The 17,232-nt window shown below is 73.7% G+C and carries 19 protein-coding genes; 5 read left to right on the top strand and 14 right to left on the bottom strand.

The genetic code is table 11. The annotated features are described in order from the left end of the window. Positions 1-16: 16 nt before the first annotated feature. Together AC0IVP_RS06310 and AC0IVP_RS06305 are read left to right on the top strand one after the other, a co-directional pair. The gene (locus tag AC0IVP_RS06310) at positions 17-880 is read left to right on the top strand and encodes a DUF4397 domain-containing protein (protein WP_471755309.1); all 864 of its coding nucleotides are present in this window, start codon (positions 17-19) and stop codon (positions 878-880) included. A 28-nt stretch (positions 881-908) separates the two neighbouring features. Then, positions 909-1,547: a class F sortase gene (locus tag AC0IVP_RS06305; protein WP_082556443.1), complete on the top strand. Its 639-nt coding sequence runs from the start codon at positions 909-911 to the stop codon at positions 1,545-1,547. A gap of 30 nt (positions 1,548-1,577) precedes the next feature. Here AC0IVP_RS06305 and AC0IVP_RS06300 read toward each other — a convergent pair whose 3' ends face one another. The 5 genes from AC0IVP_RS06300 to AC0IVP_RS06280 all read right to left on the bottom strand — a co-directional run bounded on the left by AC0IVP_RS06300 (position 1,578) and on the right by AC0IVP_RS06280 (position 6,831). After that, positions 1,578-1,886, bottom strand: a complete 309-nt coding sequence (locus AC0IVP_RS06300; protein ID WP_471755307.1) for a hypothetical protein — start codon at positions 1,884-1,886, stop codon at positions 1,578-1,580. 28 nt (positions 1,887-1,914) lie between these two features. Beyond that, positions 1,915-3,696 carry a 3-hydroxyacyl-CoA dehydrogenase family protein gene (locus tag AC0IVP_RS06295; RefSeq protein ID WP_471755305.1) on the bottom strand — a complete coding sequence of 594 codons (1,782 nt, stop codon included), beginning with the start codon at positions 3,694-3,696 and terminating at the stop codon, positions 1,915-1,917. Positions 3,697-3,817: 121 nt separating this feature from the next. Continuing rightward, a complete protein-coding gene (nucS, locus tag AC0IVP_RS06290) occupies positions 3,818-4,489 on the bottom strand; it encodes an endonuclease NucS (RefSeq protein ID WP_056288406.1) in 672 nt (223 codons plus the stop codon). Between the two features lie 44 nt (positions 4,490-4,533). After that, complete coding sequence (locus tag AC0IVP_RS06285; RefSeq protein WP_471755303.1) at positions 4,534-5,895, bottom strand: dicarboxylate/amino acid:cation symporter; 1,362 nt, start codon at positions 5,893-5,895, stop codon at positions 4,534-4,536. 162 nt (positions 5,896-6,057) lie between these two features. Further along, positions 6,058-6,831 carry an enoyl-CoA hydratase-related protein gene (locus AC0IVP_RS06280; protein WP_471755301.1) on the bottom strand — a complete coding sequence of 258 codons (774 nt, stop codon included), beginning with the start codon at positions 6,829-6,831 and terminating at the stop codon, positions 6,058-6,060. A 63-nt stretch (positions 6,832-6,894) separates the two neighbouring features. Between AC0IVP_RS06280 and AC0IVP_RS06275 the strand changes: the two genes are divergently transcribed. Further along, the gene (locus tag AC0IVP_RS06275; RefSeq protein ID WP_471755299.1) at positions 6,895-7,626 is read left to right on the top strand and encodes a YqjF family protein; all 732 of its coding nucleotides are present in this window, start codon (positions 6,895-6,897) and stop codon (positions 7,624-7,626) included. A 6-nt stretch (positions 7,627-7,632) separates the two neighbouring features. Here AC0IVP_RS06275 and AC0IVP_RS06270 read toward each other — a convergent pair whose 3' ends face one another. Then, positions 7,633-9,624: a protein meaA gene (locus AC0IVP_RS06270; protein WP_471755297.1), complete on the bottom strand. Its 1,992-nt coding sequence runs from the start codon at positions 9,622-9,624 to the stop codon at positions 7,633-7,635. A gap of 134 nt (positions 9,625-9,758) precedes the next feature. Here AC0IVP_RS06270 and AC0IVP_RS06265 point away from each other — a divergent pair, with 134 nt between their 5' ends. Further along, complete coding sequence (locus tag AC0IVP_RS06265; protein ID WP_471755295.1) at positions 9,759-10,082, top strand: hypothetical protein; 324 nt, start codon at positions 9,759-9,761, stop codon at positions 10,080-10,082. Positions 10,083-10,088: 6 nt separating this feature from the next. Here AC0IVP_RS06265 and murA read toward each other — a convergent pair whose 3' ends face one another. Beyond that, entirely contained in the window at positions 10,089-11,372 is a 1,284-nt protein-coding gene (gene murA, locus AC0IVP_RS06260) for a UDP-N-acetylglucosamine 1-carboxyvinyltransferase (RefSeq protein WP_056288422.1), read from the bottom strand. 58 nt (positions 11,373-11,430) lie between these two features. Between murA and AC0IVP_RS06255 the strand changes: the two genes are divergently transcribed. Then, positions 11,431-12,048 (top strand): cob(I)yrinic acid a,c-diamide adenosyltransferase, encoded by a 618-nt coding sequence (locus tag AC0IVP_RS06255; protein WP_471755293.1) that lies wholly within the window; start codon positions 11,431-11,433, stop codon positions 12,046-12,048. On the opposite strand, the gene AC0IVP_RS06250 is transcribed toward AC0IVP_RS06255, so the two are convergent. The 7 genes from AC0IVP_RS06250 to AC0IVP_RS06220 form a co-directional block, all read right to left on the bottom strand. Further along, entirely contained in the window at positions 12,045-12,449 is a 405-nt protein-coding gene (locus AC0IVP_RS06250) for a DUF2550 domain-containing protein (RefSeq protein ID WP_056288428.1), read from the bottom strand. The two genes, AC0IVP_RS06255 and AC0IVP_RS06250, sit on opposite strands and share 4 nt — an antisense overlap. A gap of 47 nt (positions 12,450-12,496) precedes the next feature. Further along, a complete protein-coding gene (locus tag AC0IVP_RS06245) occupies positions 12,497-12,886 on the bottom strand; it encodes a F0F1 ATP synthase subunit epsilon (RefSeq protein ID WP_056288431.1) in 390 nt (129 codons plus the stop codon). Between the two features lie 157 nt (positions 12,887-13,043). After that, positions 13,044-13,337 carry a hypothetical protein gene (locus tag AC0IVP_RS06240; protein ID WP_471755288.1) on the bottom strand — a complete coding sequence of 98 codons (294 nt, stop codon included), beginning with the start codon at positions 13,335-13,337 and terminating at the stop codon, positions 13,044-13,046. 232 nt (positions 13,338-13,569) lie between these two features. Then, a complete protein-coding gene (locus AC0IVP_RS06235) occupies positions 13,570-14,241 on the bottom strand; it encodes a class I SAM-dependent methyltransferase (protein WP_471755286.1) in 672 nt (223 codons plus the stop codon). Then, positions 14,238-15,077, bottom strand: coding sequence for a ChbG/HpnK family deacetylase (locus tag AC0IVP_RS06230; protein ID WP_056288437.1), 840 nt, complete (start codon positions 15,075-15,077; stop codon positions 14,238-14,240). The genes AC0IVP_RS06235 and AC0IVP_RS06230 overlap by 4 nt, the downstream gene beginning before the upstream one ends. Beyond that, positions 15,074-15,820 carry a glycosyltransferase family 2 protein gene (locus AC0IVP_RS06225; RefSeq protein WP_056288439.1) on the bottom strand — a complete coding sequence of 249 codons (747 nt, stop codon included), beginning with the start codon at positions 15,818-15,820 and terminating at the stop codon, positions 15,074-15,076. Before AC0IVP_RS06225 ends, AC0IVP_RS06230 begins: the two co-directional genes overlap by 4 nt. Then, positions 15,820-17,130: a hypothetical protein gene (locus AC0IVP_RS06220; protein ID WP_471755284.1), complete on the bottom strand. Its 1,311-nt coding sequence runs from the start codon at positions 17,128-17,130 to the stop codon at positions 15,820-15,822. The genes AC0IVP_RS06225 and AC0IVP_RS06220 overlap by 1 nt, the downstream gene beginning before the upstream one ends. Between the last annotated feature and the right edge of the window lie 102 nt (positions 17,131-17,232).

The raw sequence follows: 17,232 nt of genomic DNA, 5'->3' as shown, positions 1-17,232 counted from the left end.
CCCAGGAGGCCCCCTCGTGACGACCCGGCTCACCCGAGGACTCGGCGTCCTCCTGCTCGCCGGGTTGATCGCCCTCGTCGGCGGCGCCTCGGCGGCCGGGGCGGCCGACGGCGGGGTGCTCCGCCTGGCGCACCTGAGCCCGGACACACCCGCGGTGGACGTCTACGTGGACTCCGTCGACACCCCGGACTCCGGCATCCTGCTGACCGGCGTCTCCTACGGCACGGTCTCGGACTACCAGTCGGTGCCCGCCGGCACCTACACGGTGTCCATGCGCGCGGCCGGTGCCGCGGCCACCTCGGCCCCGGTGCTCTCGACGACCGTCACCGTCGCGGCCGGCAGCGCCTACACCGTCGCGGGCGTCGGCGAGTTCGCCTCCCTCGGCCTCGAGGTCATCCCGGACGACCTGGCCCTGCCCGCCGAGGGCCAGGCCCGGGCCCGGGTGGTCAACGCCGCGTCCACGCTCACCCCGGCCGACGTGTCGCTGGCCGACGGCGACGAGCTGGCCGGCGGCCTGGCCTTCGCCGCCCAGACCGGCTACGTCTCGGTCCCCGGCGGCCAGACCACCCTCGAGGTCAGCGGCGGCTCCTCGGCCGGCACCGACCTGCCCGTCGAGCTGACCAGCGGGTCCACCTACACCGTGCTGCTGCTGGACAGCGACGCCGGTGTCGAGGTCCGCACCGTCCTGGACGCGGCCAGCCCGGGCGTCGTCCCGACCGGTGGCGTCGAGGCCGGTGGCGGGGGCGCCGACGGCGGGTCCCCGGTCCTGCCCCTCGCCCTCGGCGGCATCGCGGCCTCCGCGGTGCTCGGCCTGCTGGTCACCGCCGGCCGCCGGCTGCCGCACCGGCACGCGGTCGCCGGTCGGCACGCTGCCGCCTGAGCGCGACCGCCCCGCCTCCCGCCCGTCCGTGCCCAGGCACACCCCGCACCGTCACCGCACCCGGCGGCGTCCCGGCCTGACCGCCGTGCGCTGGGTGCTGGCGCTGGTGGCCGTCGTCGCCGGCTCCGTCGCCCTGCTGGCCCCGCGCGGCCCCCAGGACGTGGGGCCCACCGTGGCCGGGTCGCCACCGGCCCCGGTCGTGGTGGCCGAGCAGGTCGCCTCGGACGTCCCCGTCCCGGTCTCGGTCTCCGTGCCGGCCATCGGACTGACCAGCAGCCTGGTGACCATCGGCGTCGACCGGACCGGCGCCCTGGTGCCCCCGGCCGACTACGCCCAGGCCGGCTGGTTCGCCGACGGCCCCGCGCCGGGTGCGGTCGGACCGGCCGTGCTGGCCGGCCACGTCGACTCCCGCTCGGGGCCCGCGGTGTTCTTCCGGCTCGAGGAGCTGCAGCCCGGCGCCCGGGTCGAGGTCGGCCGCAGCGACGGCAGCACACTGGCCTTCGAGGTCACCCGGGTCGCGGAGTACCCCAAGTCCGACTTCGCCACGGCCGAGGTCTACGGCCCCACCGTGGACGCCCAGCTGCGGCTGATCACCTGCGGCGGGGAGTTCGACCGCAGCCGGCGCAGCTACACCGACAACATCGTGGTCTACGCGACCGCCGTCTGAGGACGCCGCCCGGGACGACGCCGTCGGGTCCTAGCGGTGTCGGCGGTCTCGCGTGCGCCAGCAGACGCTGTGCCAGTGCCGACGCCAGTCCAGCGAGGACTCGGTGTCCCAGGGGTCCAGGTCGGAGTCCCGGGCGTAGACCGGCCAGGTGACCACGTGCGGCGTCCCCGGCCGGATCTCCTGGTCGCAACCCGGGCAGCGGTAGGTGCGCTGGCTCGCCGCGCCGGTGACCTGCCGGACGACCCAGTCGCCGTCGGCGGCCTGCTCGACCGGTTCGGGCCGGGTGAGCGGAGGACGGGTGTCGCGGCCGGTCCGCCGCTGCCCCCGTCCTCTGCCCATGTCGGCCCCGACGCTACCCGGCGCCGGACTACCGGGCCGTGTGGTCCCGGAAGCCCCGCCCGGTCTTGCGGCCCAGGTAGCCGGCGGTGACCAGGTGCTCCAGAAGGGGGGCCGGGGCGTACCCGGGCTCCCGGAACTCCGCGTAGAGCTCGCGCTCGATGGCCAGCGAGACGTCGAGACCGACGACGTCCAGCAGCTCGAAGGGGCCCATCGGGTACCCGCAGCCGACCTTCATCGCCGCGTCGATGTCGTCGGCGCTGGCGTAGTGCGCCTCGAGCATCCGGACCGCGTCGTTGAGGTAGGGGAACAGCAGGGCGTTGACGATGAAGCCCGCCCGGTCCGCGCAGGACACCGCGTGCTTGCCCAGCTGGGCGCACACCGCGTGCGCGGTCGCGGCGACGTCGGGCGCGGTGGCGATGGTGGAGACCACCTCGACGAGCTTCATCACCGGCGCCGGGTTGAAGAAGTGCAGCCCGACGACGTCCCCGGGTCGCTCGCTGGCCTTGGCGCACTCGATGACCGGCAGGCTGGACGTCGTGGTGGCCAGCACGGCACCGGGCCGGCAGCTCTCCCCCAGGGCGGCGAACAGCGTCTGCTTGACCGGCAGCGACTCCACGACCGCCTCGACGGCCAGGTCGACGTCGGCCAGGTCGTCCAGCGAGGTGGTGCCGGTGACCCGGGCGAGGACGACGTCCCGGGTGGCCTCGTCCAGCCGGCCGCGGACGACCTGCTTGTCCAGGCTCCTGGCCAGGGCTGACCGCACGGCCTCGACCTTCTCCGGGGAACGGGCGACGAACACGGTGTCGTAGCCGCCCTTGCCGAAGACCTCGATCATCCCGGTGGCCATCGTCCCGGAGCCGACGACGCCGACCCGGCGGACGGCGCGGGCCCCCTCGGCGGCACCCCCGGGCTGCGGGGTCGCGGCGTCGGGCACGACCTCGGCCTCGTCCCGGCCGGCGTAGCTGTAGAAGCCGCGGCCGGACTTCCGGCCCAGCAGGCCCGCGGTGACCATCTGCTTGATCACCGGGCTGGGGGCGTGCAGCCGGTCCCGGGACTGCCGGTACATCGTGTCCAGGATCTCGTAGGCGGTGTCGATGCCGATGAGGTCCATCAACGCCAGCGGGCCCATCGGCAGGCCGCAGCCCAGCCGCATGGCCGCGTCGATGTCCTCGCGGCTGGCGTAGCGGGACTCCAGCATCGCCACCGCGTGGTTGAGGTAGCCGAACAGCAGCGCGTTGGCGATGAACCCGGCCTTGTCCCCGATGGTGACGTCGGTCTTGCCCAGCCGGGCGGCCAGCGCCTCGACGTCCTCGACGACGGCGGGCTCGGTGACCACGGTGCGCACGACCTCGACCAGCTTCATCACCGGCGCGGGGTTGAAGAAGTGCATGCCGACGACCTTGCTGGGCCGGCCGGTGGCCACGCTCAGCTCGGTCACCGACAGGCTGGAGGTGTTGGTCGCCAGGATGGTGTCCGGCGGGCAGATGCCGTCCAGCTCGGCGAACAGCGCGGCCTTGAGCTCCAGGCGCTCGGGCACGGCCTCGACCACCAGCTCGGCCTGGGACAGGTCGGCCAGGGCGGTGCTGAAGCGGATCCGCTCGAGCACCGCGGTGCGCTCGTCGGCGTCGAGCTTGCCGCGCTCGACGGCCTTCTCGGTGGACTGCTCGACGTGCGCCCGGCCCCGGGCCAGCGCGTCCTCGTCGATCTCCACGGCGGTCACCGACAGCCCGGCGCGGGCGAGCACCTCGGTGATGCCGGCGCCCATGGTGCCGAGTCCGACGACGCCGACCTCGCTGAGTTCTCTGGCCACGTTGCCACTCCCTCGTCCGGGTGCGACCTCGTCGTCGCAGCCCGTGCGGCCGGAGTCTGCCAGAGCTGGTTACCGACGGGTAACCACCAACGGACGTGAAGGGGGTCACGTCCCCCGGGACTCAGAAGAGCCGGGCGGAGGGGTCGTCGGTGCCCTTGAGCACGGCGTAGTCGACGGTCAGGCAGTCGATCCCGCGGTCGGCGGCGAGCACCCGGGCCTGCGGCTTGATCTCCTGGGCGGCGAAGACGCCCTTGACCGGGGCCAGCAGCGGGTCCCGGTTGAGCAGCTCGAGGTAGCGGGTCAGCTGCTCGACGCCGTCGATCTCCCCGCGCCGCTTGATCTCCACCGCGACGACGCCACCGGCACCGTCCCGGCAGAGCAGGTCGACCGGCCCGATGGCGGTGGGGTACTCCCGGCGGACCAGCGACCAGCCCTCGCCGAAGGTCTCCACGTGCAGGGCCAGCAGCCGCTGCAGCTCGGACTCGACGCCGTCCTTCTGCAGGCCGGGGTCGGGGCCCAGCTCGTGCTTCACGTCGTGGACCACCGACTCGATGGTCACGATCAGCTGCTCACCGGCCTTGTTGGTGACCGTCCAGGTGCCCGCGCCGTCGACGAGCTCGTCCTTGAGGGAGCAGGGTGGGCTCATCCAGTTCAGCGGCTTGTAGGCCCGGTCGTCGGCGTGCACCGACACCGACCCGTCGGCCTTGACCAGGAGCAGCCGGGTGGCCAGGGGCAGGTGGGCGGTGAGCCGGCCGACGTAGTCGACGGAGCACTTCGCGATGACCAGACGCACGGGCGCCGACGCTACCGCGCCGGCGCCCGGGTGCCCGCAGGTCCTCAGACGGCGGCGGGCTGGGGCTCGTTGGTCTCACCCAGCGAGCGGACCGGGTCGACCGTGGTCGCCGAGTCGAACGCGGCCTGGTCCAGGATGCCCTCGCGCTTGGCCACGATGGTCGGGACCAGGGCCTGACCGGCCACGTTGGTGGCGGTGCGGCCCATGTCCAGGATCGGGTCGACGGCCAGCAGCAGGCCGACACCGGCCAGCGGGAGGCCCAGGGTGGACAGCGTCAGGGTCAGCATGACGACCGCGCCGGTGACCCCGGCGGTGGCCGCCGAGCCGACGACGGAGACCAGCGCGATGAGCAGGTAGTCGGTGATGCCGAGGTCCACGCCGAAGAACTGGGCGACGAAGATCGCGGCCAGGGCCGGGTAGATCGCCGCGCAGCCGTCCATCTTCGTCGTCGCGCCCAGCGGGACGGCGAAGGAGGCGTAGCTGCGCGGGACGCCCAGGTTGGCCTCGGTGACCCGCTCGGTCACCGGCAGCGTGCCGATGGAGGACCGGGACACGAAGCCGAGCTGGATGGCCGGCCACGCACCGGCGTAGAAGCGCCGCGGGGACAGCCCGTGCACCTTGAGCAGCACCGGGTAGACGACCAGCAGCACGATGGCCAGGCCGGCGTAGACGGCACCGACGAAGACGCCGAGGGAGCCCAGGGACTCCCAGCCGTAGCTGGCCACGGCGTTGCCGATGAGGCCCAGGGTGCCGATCGGGGACAGCAGGATGACCCACCAGAGGACCTTCTGCACGATCGCCAGCGCGGAGCGGGTGACCGACAGGAACGGCTCGGCGGCCTCACCGACCTTGAGCGCGGCGATGCCGACGGCGACCGAGATGACGATCAGCTGGAGGACGTTGAAGGAGATGGACCCGTCGGTGGAGCCCTCCAGGCCCAGGATGTTGCCGGGCACCAGACCGGTGAGGAAGTCCCACCAGCCACCGGAGGAACCGTCGAAGGTGGCCGCCGACTCCGAGACGGAGCTGTTGCGACCGGGTTGGGTGATCAGGCCCAGGCCGATGCCGATGGAGACCGCGATCAGCGCGGTGATCGCGAACCACAGCAGCGTCTGGCCGGCGAGGCGGGCGGCGTTGCCGACCTCCTTGAGGTTGGCGATGCTCACGATGATCGCGGTGACGATCAGCGGGATCACGATGACCCGCAGCAGCCCGACGAACGTCGAGCCGATCGTGTCCAGCGTCGAGGTCAGCCAGTTCTGGTCGGTGCCCTCGACGAGCTGACCGTCGACGACGGTGCCGGGGACGGTGCCGATGGCGCGGGCGAGCAGGCCGAGGCCCACGCCGACCACGAGGGCGATGAGGACCTGGGCCGCGAAGGGGGTGCGGCGGAGGCGGGAGAGCACGAGGGGAGGCCTTTCGGTGCGGGAGGGAGGACGGCGGTCAGCGCCGTCGTCAACCACCCGCGGTCGCTCGACCGAAGTCGATGACCCGCCTCTTCGTCAGCCACAGCTCGCGCACACGAGGGTCAACCGCTCCCCCGCGGCGGTGTTCCCGGGTGTGAGCCGTCAGTCGGTCCAGACCGCGGGCCGCTTGCCCAGGAACGCGGCCATGCCCTCGCGGGCGCCGTCGAGCTGGGAGGCGGCGGCCATCGTCACGACCGCCTGCGCGTAGGCGTCGGCCTCGGGACGGTCCAGCTGGGCGTACATCGCCTGCTTGCCCCAGGCCTTGCTCGCCCGCGAGCCCCGGGTGGCCCGGTGCACCAGGTCGACGACGGCGTCGTCGAGCTCGGCGTCGGGCACCACCCGGTTGACCAGGCCCCAGTCCAGCGCCGTCCGGGCGTCGATGACGTCGCCGGTGAGCGCGAGCTCCATCGCCCGCTTGCGCCCCACGTTGCGGGCGATCGCGACCATGGGGGTGTGGCAGAACCAGCCGCCCTTGCCGCCGGGGGCGGCGAAACCGGCGGACTCGGCGGCCACCGCGAGGTCGCAGGAGGCGACCAGCTGGGCGCCGGCCGCGGTGGCCAGGGCGTGCACCCGGGCCACGACGACCTGCGGCACCTCGTGCAGGGTCTGCATCAGCTCGGTGCACAGCGCCAGCAGCGAGCGGACGTCGGCCAGCGGCGCGCCGGCGACGTCGGCGAAGTCGTGGCCGGCGCTGAACACCGGGCCCTCGGCCGCCAGCACGAGTGCCGATGCGTCGGTGCGGGCCACGTCCTGCACCGCGGCCAGCAACTGGGTCAGGTGCTCGCGGGACAGCGCGTTGCGCTTGGACGGGCGGGACATGGTCACCGTGACGACGTCGTCGTGCCGCTCGACCCGCGGCGCTGCCAGCTGGCTCATGTGATCGACCACACCACGGCGGCGGGCCGGTGTCGAGCCCGCTGCGGTGGGCACCCTGGGGACGTGCACCCAGAACCGGTGACCCCCACCGCCCCGCGCCCCCTCACCTCGACCCTGTTCACCCAGGGCTGGCGGGACCTGGCCTTCCTGCACTGGGCGGTCGACCCGGCCCTGGTCGCCCCGCACCTGCCTGAGGGCACCCGCCCGGACACGATCGACGGCGCCACGTACGTCGGGCTGATCCCCTTCCGGATGCGCCGCATCGGCTTCTTCGGCCTGCCGGGCCTGCCCTACCTGGGCTCGTTCGCCGAGACCAACGTGCGGCTGTACTCGGTCGACTCCCAGGGCCGCCGCGGCGTGGTGTTCGCCTCGCTGGAGGCCGACCGGCTGCTGCCGGTGCTGGCCGCCCGGTGGGTCGCGCGACTGCCCTACGTCTTCGCCCGGATGCGGGTCACGGCCGACGGAGACCTGCGCCGCTACACCTCGCTGCGCCGCTGGCCCGGCCCGCGCACCGCCTCCAGCGCGGTGACCGTGCGGGTGGGCGAGCGCATCGCCGACCCCGGCCCGCTCGAGCGCTTCCTGACCTCGCGCTGGGGGCTGCACGAGCCCTTCCTGGGCCGGACGGCGTACTGGCCCAACGAGCACCCCGAGTGGCCGCTGCACCGCGCCGAGCTGGTCGAGCTCGACGAGTCGCTGACCGCCGCCGCGGGGCTCCCGATGACGGGAGCCCCGGACAGCGTGCTGTTCTCCCCCGGCGTGGACGTGCGCTTCGGCCCGCTGTCGTCCCGCCGCTGAGGTGCCCTAGAGGCCGTTGGCCTCGCGGACGACGTCGACGATCTGGCCCATGATGTCGGTCATCCCGAAGTCCTTCGGGGTGAACACCCGCGCGACGCCCTGCTCGCGCAGCCGCCGGGCGTCACCGTCGGGCACGATGCCGCCGACCACCACCGGGACGTCGTCCAGCCCGGCGGCGCGCAGGCCCTCGAGCACCGCCGGCACCACCTGCAGGTGCGAGCCGGACAGCACCGAGAGCCCGACCACGTGGACGTCCTCCTCGACCGCGGCCGACACGATCTGCGCCGGGGTCAGCCGGATCCCCTGGTAGACCACCTCGAAGCCGGCGTCCCGGGCCCGGACGGCGATCTGCTCGGCACCGTTGGAGTGCCCGTCGAGCCCGGGCTTGCCGACCAGCAGCCGCAGCCGCCCACCCAGCTCCTCCCCGGTGGCCCGCACCCGCTCCCGGACGTCGGCCAGCGAGGCGTCGGCGGCGCCGGTGGAGGCTGCGGAGACCCCGGTGGGGGCCCGGTACTCCCCGAACACCTCGCGCAGCACGCCGGCCCACTCCCCCGTCGTCACGCCCGCGCGGGCGCACTCGAGGCTGGCGGGCACGAGGTTCTCCTCGGTGCCGGCTGCGGCGCGCAGCGCGTCCAGCGAGGCGGCGACCCGGGCGTCGTCCCGGCCGGCCTTCCAGGTCTCCAGCGCTGCCTGGGCCGCAGCCTCGACAGCCGGGTCGACGGTCTGGATGGCGGTGTCCAGGTCGGCGATGAGCGGGTTGGGCTCGGTGGAGGTGAACCGGTTGACCCCGACGACGACGTCCTCGCCGGACTCCATCCGGCGGCGGCGCTCGGCCAGCGAGCCGACCAGCTGGCCCTTCATGTACCCGGACTCGACGGCCGCGACGGCACCGCCCATCTCCTGCACCCGGGCGATCTCCGCGCGGGCACCCTCGACGATCTCGGCGACCTTGGCCTCGACGACCACCGAGCCGGTGAACAGGTCGTCGTACTCCAGGAGGTCGGTCTCGAAGGCCAGCACCTGCTGCAGGCGCAGGGACCACTGCTGGTCCCACGGCCGCGGCAGCCCCAGCGCCTCGTTCCAGGCCGGGAGCTGCACCGCGCGGGCCCGGGCGTCCTTGGACAGGGTGACCGCGAGCATCTCCAGCACGATGCGCTGCACGTTGTTCTCCGGCTGGGCCTCGGTCAGGCCCAGGGAGTTGACCTGCACGCCGTAGCGGAAGCGGCGCTGCTTGGGGTCCTGCACGCCGTACCGCTCCAGGGTGAGGGAGTCCCAGAGCTGGCCGAAGGCGCGCATCTTGCACATCTCCTCGACGAACCGGACGCCGGCGTTGACGAAGAAGGAGATCCGGGCGACCACCTCGCCGAAGCGCTCCTGGGGCACCTGGCCGGAGTCGCGCACCGAGTCCAGCACCGCGATGGCCGTGCTGATCGCGTAGGCGATCTCCTGCACCGGCGTCGCGCCGGCCTCCTGCAGGTGGTAGCTGCAGATGTTCGTCGGGTTCCACCGGGGCATCGTGGTGACCGTGTAGGCGACCATGTCGGTGATCAGCCGCATCGACGGCGCCGGCGGGAAGACGTAGGTCCCCCGTGACAGGTACTCCTTGACGATGTCGTTCTGCGTCGTGCCGGTCAGGGCCGCGACGTCGTGACCGTGCTCCTCGGCGACGGCCTGGTACAGCGCCAGCAGCCACATGGCGGTCGCGTTGATGGTCATCGACGTGTTCATCTCGTCCAGCGGGATGCCGTCGAAGAGCGCACGCATGTCCCCGATGTGGCTCACCGGCACCCCGACCTTGCCGACCTCCCCCACGGCCAGCTCGTCGTCGGGGTCGTAGCCCGTCTGGGTCGGGAGGTCGAAGGCCACCGAGAGTCCGGTCTGGCCCTTGCTCAGGTTGCGCCGGTAGAGGGCGTTCGACTCGGCCGGCGAGGAGTGCCCGGCGTACGTCCGCATCACCCAGGGGCGGTCGCGGTCCTTCGGCGCTGAAGGGGTCGGCATGACCGCGGAGTGTAGGGCTACTGGCCAGTAACCGCGGTGTCGCGCAGACCACACCGGAGCCGCACGCGGCGTGCACAGCGGTGGCACACTCGGGGACCGGGGGTCCACCGCGGACCCGAGGGAGGGGTGCCGTCGTGCCCATCGACGCCGGGAGCCTGCACTTCCTGGTCGGACCGGTCATCGCCGGTCTCGCCCTGCTCGTGCTGGCGCTCTTCCTCCGCTGGGCGTTCGCCCCGAGCACCCCGAAGGCCACCAGGCGCCCCTCCGCGGAGGACGGGCTGCTGACCCGGGTCGCCACGCTGAGCAGGAAGGAGTCCGCGCTGGCGCTGCGCGCGGTGCTCTCCGACGCCGGCATCCGCTCGACGATCCGCTACCCCGCCCCGCTGCGTGCCGACGTGCTCGTCTTCCCCGAGGACGCCGGCCGCGCCCGCGTCCTGGCGGGCAGCTTCCAGAGCTGAGGGCCCTCAGTCCTCGGTGACGCGCTCGATCGTCGCGCCCAGCCCGCGCAGCTGCTCCACGAAGTCGGGGTAGCCACGGTCCACGTGGTGCACGTCGGCGACCTCCGTGACGCCGTCCGAGCAGAGACCGGCCAGCACCAGCCCGGCACCCGCGCGGATGTCGGTGGCCAGCACCGGGGCGCTGGACAGCGCCTCCCGGCCACGGACGACGGCGTGGTGCCCGTCGATCCGCACGTCGGCGCCCAGCCGGACCAGCTCGTTGACGAACATGAACCGGCCCTCGAAGACGTTCTCGGTGATCAGCGCGGTGCCCGTGGAGACCGCGGCCAGCGCGACCGCCATGGGCTGCAGGTCGGTGGGGAAGCCCGGGTAGGGCAGCGTGACGACGTCGACGCAGCGCGGCCGGTCCTCCATCGAGACCCGGACACCGCCCTCGACCTCGGTGACCGAGGCACCGGCCGTCCGCAGCTTGTCCAGGGCCACCCGCAGGTGCTCGGGCACGGCCCGCTCGATGACGACGTCCCCGCGGGTCATCACCGCACCGATGGCCCAGGTCCCGGCCACGATCCGGTCGGGGACGGTCGTGTACTGCACCGGGTGCAGTTCGGTGACCCCGTGCACGGTGATCGTGGAGGAGCCCGCGCCCTCGATGGAGGCGCCCATCGCGGTCAGCATCAGGCACAGGTCGACGATCTCGGGCTCGCGGGCGGCGTTGTCCACCACGGTGGTGCCCTCGGCGAGGACGGCGGCCATCACCAGGTTCTCCGTCGCCCCCACGGAGGGGAAGTCCAGCCAGATCGAGGTGCCCACCAGCCGCGGGGCGGTGGCGATGAGGAAGCCGTGCTCGCTGACCACCGTGGCACCCAGGCGCTCGAGGCCGGCCACGTGCATGTCCAGCCCGCGCGAGCCGATGGCGTCACCGCCGGGCAGGGCCACCTTGGCGGTGCCGCAGCGGGCCACCAGCGGACCCAGCACGCTGATCGAGGCGCGCATCCGGCGGACCAGGTCGTAGTCGGTCTCGCTGGAGGGCGTCTCCGGGACGTCGACGACCACCCGGCCACCGCCACCGCCGCGGCCGTCGGTGTAGCGCTCGAACGTCACGCCACAGCCCAGCCGGCGCAGCACCTCGCTCATGATCGCCACGTCGAGGATGTCGGGGACCTCGTCGATCGTCGTCTCGCCGCTGGCCAGCAGCGCGGCCGCCATCAGCTTCAGCGCGCTGTTCTTGGCACCGGTCACCCGGACCCGTCCGCGCAGCGCCGTTCCGCCGGTCACCTGGAAGCACTCCACCGGTCCACAGTAGGAGCAGCGGGAGGCCGCCGCCGGACCGGGCACTTAGGGTGCGGACATGACCGTCCGGCTTACCCGCATCTACACCAAGACCGGCGACGCCGGCCAGACGCACCTGGGCGACATGAGCCGGGTGTCCAAGACCGACGTCCGGCTGGCCGCCTACGCCGACGTCGACGAGACCAACTCGGTGATCGGCGTGGCCCTGGCCCTGGGCTCCCCCACCGAGGAGCTCACCGCCCTGCTGCGCAGCGTGCAGAACGACCTCTTCGACGTCGGCGCGGACCTGTGCACCCCGGTCACGCCCGACCCGGAGTACCCGCCGCTGCGCATCACCGAGGCCTACACGCAGCGGCTGGAGGCAGCCTGCGACGAGCACAACGAGCCGCTGCCGAAGCTGTCCTCGTTCATCCTGCCGGGCGGGACGGCGCTGGCCGCGCTGCTGCACCAGGCGCGCACGGTGGCCCGCCGGGCCGAGCGCCGCGTGTGGGCCCTGCTGGAGGCCGATGCCGAGCGGACCAACGAGGAGACGGCGAAGTACCTCAACCGGCTCTCGGACCTGCTCTTCATCCTGTCCCGCGAGGCCAACCCCGGCGGGGACGTGCTCTGGGAGCCCGGCGCACACAGCGGGGTGCACGCCCAGCGGGCCGCCCGCTCCCAGCAGACCGGGGACTAGCGCCCGACCGGCGGGGCCGACTCGATCCAGGACAGGAAGCCGGTCACCGTCGAGGTGTCCATCGCCAGCTCCTGCGGACCGGCCCCGGTGCGGCAGATCAGCACCTGGCTGTCCTGGGGCACGGCGCCGTCCTCGACGGTGGGCCGGCGCCGCCCCTCGACGTGGAACTCGGTGCGGCACAGCCGCTGGTTGGGCCGCACCGACAGCGACAGCGCCCGGTACCAGAGCAGCTGCTCACCGGAGTACCAGGCCACCCCGACCGCCCAGCGGGGTGCGCCCACCGGGCGCAGCCACATGGTGACCGCGCCGAGACCGGACAGCAGGAACCGGCGGCGCAGCAGGAAGGTGGCCACCAGGGCCACGAGCAGGACCCCGGCCACGACCAGCAGCAGCGTGGTCACGGTCGCGGGGTCCGGGGCTCAGACGAGGAGTGTCGCGGCGGGGAGGCTCAGGAGTCCTGGCCGGCGGCACGCAGGCGGGACTGGGCGCGACGCGCGGCGGCCAGCGACTCCTCGTCCTCGTCGGCGGCCTCGGCCCGGCGGAGCGCCTCGCGTGCCCGCTCGACGTCGATCTCGGTGGAGATCTCCGCCGTCTCGGCCAGGATGGAGACGCCCTGCTCGGTCACCGAGAGGAAGCCACCGTGGGCGGCGACGACCAGCTCCTCGCCGTCGACGGGCTTGATCCGCACGACGCCACCGGGAGCCAGCTCACCGAGCAGCGGGGCGTGACCGGGCAGGACACCGAGCTCGCCCTCGGTGGTCCGGGCGATGACGGTGCTCGCCTCGCCGGACCAGATCTTGCGCTCCACGGCCACGAGCTCGACCTGCAGGGTCGCCACGACACTCCTCGGGGTCCACCGGCCGGGCCGGTGCGGGTCGCCGCGGACGGCGACGGGTCAGCTGCCACTGTAACGGCTGGGGGCCACACTCCCCCGCCCGCTCCCGTGGGCACGGGTGTGGGACCGACGAGGGAGCGGTGCGGGACCGGCGGGTGGCTCAGTGGCCGCGGCGGTACAGCAGGGTCCAGCGCCCCACGCGCAGCAGCGGGCGGCGCACGATCGAGCTCGGTGCCCAGTCCTCGCAGTCGAACCGGCGGCCGCCGGCGGGCTCGAGCGGCGCGTACGGCGGCCAGCTCCAGTCCATCGGGTCGTCGACGGGCAGGACCGCCGGACCACGGTCGACCGGCTGCTCGGCGACCGGGACGGGCCCGGGCTCGGCCGCCTCGTCGTCGACCACCACGGGGTCGGCCACCACGGGGGTCGCCGTCCCCACCTGCAGGTCGTCCGTCACGCTCGTTCTCCCACCCGTGCACCGGCGGGAGCCGGCGCGTCGCCCACATGTTCGGTCGATCGGTCCCCCGCGGACCGTGCAGTGCACGGACTCCACCCGAACGGGTGGGGCGGTCTGCCCAGGGGGTCGACGGTGCGCGGCGCTGCAACCCGTCACCGGCGATGCTAGCGGCGCCCGGGGGGCCGTGCCGCCCGGTCGACGACCCGTCTCTGGACGGAACCGGTGAGTCCGCTCACGCCGGCGCGCGGGCCGCCAGGAGGTGGTGCGGGTGGGCCCGCCCGCGGTCCAGCCGCCGGGCCCGGACATCGGTGAGACCCGCCTCCACGAGCCACCGGGCCCGGACGTCGGGATCGACGAACGCGAAGTCCCGCGACCCCTCGGTGATGCCCAGGACCCGGACCGAGACCGACTCCTGCAGGGCGTTGAGCCGGGCCTTCCAGCGCGGGCGCGTGGCCATCTCCTTGACCACCAGCCGGCCACCGGGCGCCAGCCGGGACGCACACTCGACCAGCAGCGCCCGCTGGCCCTGCTCGTCGAGCAGGTAGAGCACGTCGACCAGCACGATGCCGTCCCAGGGGCCCTCCGGCACCGCACCCGACGGGCTGGCCCCGAAGGACCGGCGGGTCTCCCCCGCGGGCACGCTGGCCCGGGCCACCTCGATCTTGTCCACGTCGATGTCGACCCCGTGCACCGTGACACCGGGACGACGGGCGGCCAGGTAGCTGCTGAGGAGACCGTGCCCGCAGCCGACCTCCAGCACGCGGCCCACGGCGGGCAGCGCCCCGACGACCGGCGGGAACGGGCAGGTCAGCCACCGCACCAGCAGGTGCAGCCGGTCACCGGTCGGCGCGTCGCGGTAGGCCGCCATCGCCGTCCGGGCGGCCCGGTCGGGCAGCCGGCTCACCGGGCACCGGCCAGGTCCGCGAAGGTGCCCAGGCGCCAGTCGGCCGCCTCGACCACCGCCCGGGTGGCGGGGTCGGTCAGCACCGCGAGCTCCTGTCCCCACCGGTAGTCCCAGTCGAAGCGGGCGAGGTCGGCGTCCCCGGGCTCACCCGGGTGCGCGTTCACCTCCAGGCTGGTGGCCCCGGCGGCGCTCGCCCGGGCAAGGGCGGCCGACAGGTCGGCGACGTCCAGTCGACCGGCCTCGTCGAGCCCGGCGTAGCCGGCCGTGGTGGCCAGACCCGCCGTCGCCAGCCGGCGCCGCAACCGGCCGGCCAGCACCCGCACCCCGACGCCCAGCGGTCCACGTCGGGCACTGGTGGGCAGCCGGACGGTGCCGATCCCGGCCTCGCGGGCCAGCTCCACCACGACCCGGGCCACCGTGGGCCACAGGTGGGTGTGCTGGTGGGTGTCCAGGTGCGTCAGCGGCACCCCGATGCTGCGGACGCGGTCCAACTGGGCCCGGAACTCCCGGGCGACGTCGGCGGCGTCGATGCGACCGGCCAGCCCCCGGGCCACGACCGTGCGGTAGGACAGCGGGAACCGGCCGTCCCGGTCGACGAGGGAGGGGACCTCGCGGGCCGACAGCAGCGGCCGGTCCTCCCCCACCAGGGCCAGGTGGGCGCCGAGCCCGAGCGTCCCGGCGTCCCGGACGGTGCTGGCCGCCCGGTCGAACGCCTGCCCGACCGCCAGCACCGACGTCGAGGTCACCACGCCGTCCCGGTGGGCCCGGGCGACCGCGCGGCAGACGCCGTCGGTCAGCCCGAGGTCGTCGGCGTTGACCACCAGCAGCCCGGTCACCGGGTGACCGGGGTGACCTGCGCCAGGTCCGAGCGGAGCTCGCGCATCTCGGTGAGCATCCGGCGGATCGTGGACGCCGAGCTCAGGGTGGAGATGCCGCGGGTGCGCGGGAAGTAGTCCACGCCGATCTGCACGATGTGGAAGCCCAGCCGCTGGGCGCGGATCACCAGCTCGGCGTCGATGAACGAGCCCTCGCTCACCGGCCGGGCGGCGTCCAGCACGTGCCGGCGGACGAGCTTGAACGCGAAGTTGACGTCCCGCACCCGGGTGCCGAAGACCGCCTGCACCAGCGAGTTGTAGACGAAGGAGTAGACGGCCCGGCGGGGGCCCTCCCCGGTCCGGTCCAGCCGGTAGGCGCTGACCATGTCGGCCTCGTAGTGCCGCAGCACCCGCAGCGCCCGGCCCAGCTCAAGCATCTCGAAGGGCAGGTCGGCATCGGTGTAGAGGACGACGTCCCCGCGCACGGAGTCGAAGCCGGTCTTGATGCTGCCGCCCAGCCCCCGGTTGACCTCGTGGTGCACCACCCGGACGTGCGGGTCGGCCGCGGCCAACCGCTGCGCGATGGCGGCGGTGTCGTCGGTCGAGCAGTCGTCGACGATCACCAGCTCGTAGTCGCCGATCTCACCCAGCCCCTGCAGGCGCTGGCACTCGTCCTCGGCGGCCCGCACCGCCCGCTCGACGTAGTCCTGCTCGTTCCACATCGGGAAGAAGACCGAGAGCAGGGGCACCGGTGGTGCTGACATCAGGAGACCTCCACGCCGTTCACGTAGGCGACCGTCGCGATCGCGAGACCGACGGCCAGCAGCACGAGCACCACGGGCAGCAGCCAGCGCGGCCGACGCTCCCCGGTGAGGACGACGGCTGCGGCCGCGAGGAGAGGGTAGGCGGCCAGGACGTAGCGGCCGGCACCCATGAAGTCCTTGGTGCCGATGATCGGGATGGCGATGGAGACGGCGGCGAATGCCGTGTACCCCCAGCCGAAGCGCCGCCAGCAGGTGCGCACGAGCAGCACCGCCACCAGGCAGCACAGCGCCTGCGGGATCAGCAGCACCATCACGTCCCAGCGACCGGCCAGCGCCGTCCCCACGAAGACGCCCTTGAACCAGGTGAAGGGACCGCTGCCCTGGTCCCACCCCGGCGCCCCCTGCACCGTCGCGAACGCCAGTGGGTCCCCGAACCGGGTGCCCAGGTAGACCGTCCAGGCGATGAGCCCGGCCAGCGAGACCAGCAGGGACACCTCGCGGACCCGGACGTCGCGCAGCGCCGTCACGAGGTCGCGGAACGGCACCGGCCAGTGCCCTGGTGCCGTGCCCCCTCCCGCCGCCGCGTCGTCGGGGGGCCCGGCTCCACCTGCGCCCACGCCCACCGGGACGGCGACCTCGGCTGCCTCGCGGCGGCGGGCCCGCTCCTCGGCCAGCATCTCCACCGCCCGCACCACCAGCCCCGCGGTCACCGCGATGCCGATGGGGCGACCCGCGGTCGCCGCGATCGCCACGATGCCCGCCAGCAGGTACAGCCGGCGCTCCAGCAGCGCGAAGGACGCCATGGCACTGAGCAGGAAGAGCGCGTCGCTGTAGCCGGACCCGTAGAGGAAGAAGCTGTAGGGGTACAGCAGCAGCAGCGCGACGGCGACCACCGCCGTCCGGGCCGGCAACCGGGTCCGCACCCAGGAGGCGAACAGCCACACCGCCCCGGCGGCGCACACCAGGGTCACCAGACCGGCCGCGGTCGAGAAGTCCCCGCTCATCAGCTCCCCGACCAGCTCGACCAGCAGCGGGTAGGCCGGGAAGAACGCGATCGGCGACTGCTGCCCGGGGGTGTAGCTGTAGCCGTCGGCAGCGATCGAGTAGTACCAGCCGGAGTCGCCGTGGAACCAGGCGTCCAGCCACAGCGGACCGTCCAGGAACGGGTAGCCGTTGGCGGACCCGACACCGTCGTAGGCCGCCACCGCCAGCGCACCCGTCAGCGTGGTGAGCAGCACGAAGGCGCCCAGGGCGAGGAGCGGCAGTCTGCGGACGAGGACGTCCCACCGACCGCCGAGGGTCGGCGTCACGGTGCGGAGGGTAGGTCACCCTGCCCTCCGGACAACAGAGACCCGCGGGGGCCGGGACTCCTGGGACGGATGGGTTCACACTCCGTTCACCACCTGTACTGA

The organism is Klenkia sp. AC732, from assembly GCF_979256525.1.
This window is presented reverse-complemented; position numbering and strand designations above follow the sequence as displayed.

Coding starts and splice junctions, on each gene's coding strand:
- AC0IVP_RS06300 (WP_471755307.1), bottom strand. CDS start 1,886: ATGGGCAGAGGACGGGGGCAGCGGCGGACCGGCCGCGACACCCGTCCT.
- AC0IVP_RS06280 (WP_471755301.1), bottom strand. CDS start 6,831: ATGAGCCAGCTGGCAGCGCCGCGGGTCGAGCGGCACGACGACGTCGTC.
- AC0IVP_RS06270 (WP_471755297.1), bottom strand. CDS start 9,624: ATGCCGACCCCTTCAGCGCCGAAGGACCGCGACCGCCCCTGGGTGATG.
- AC0IVP_RS06255 (WP_471755293.1), top strand. CDS start 11,431: ATGACCGTCCGGCTTACCCGCATCTACACCAAGACCGGCGACGCCGGC.
- AC0IVP_RS06225 (WP_056288439.1), bottom strand. CDS start 15,820: ATGTCAGCACCACCGGTGCCCCTGCTCTCGGTCTTCTTCCCGATGTGG.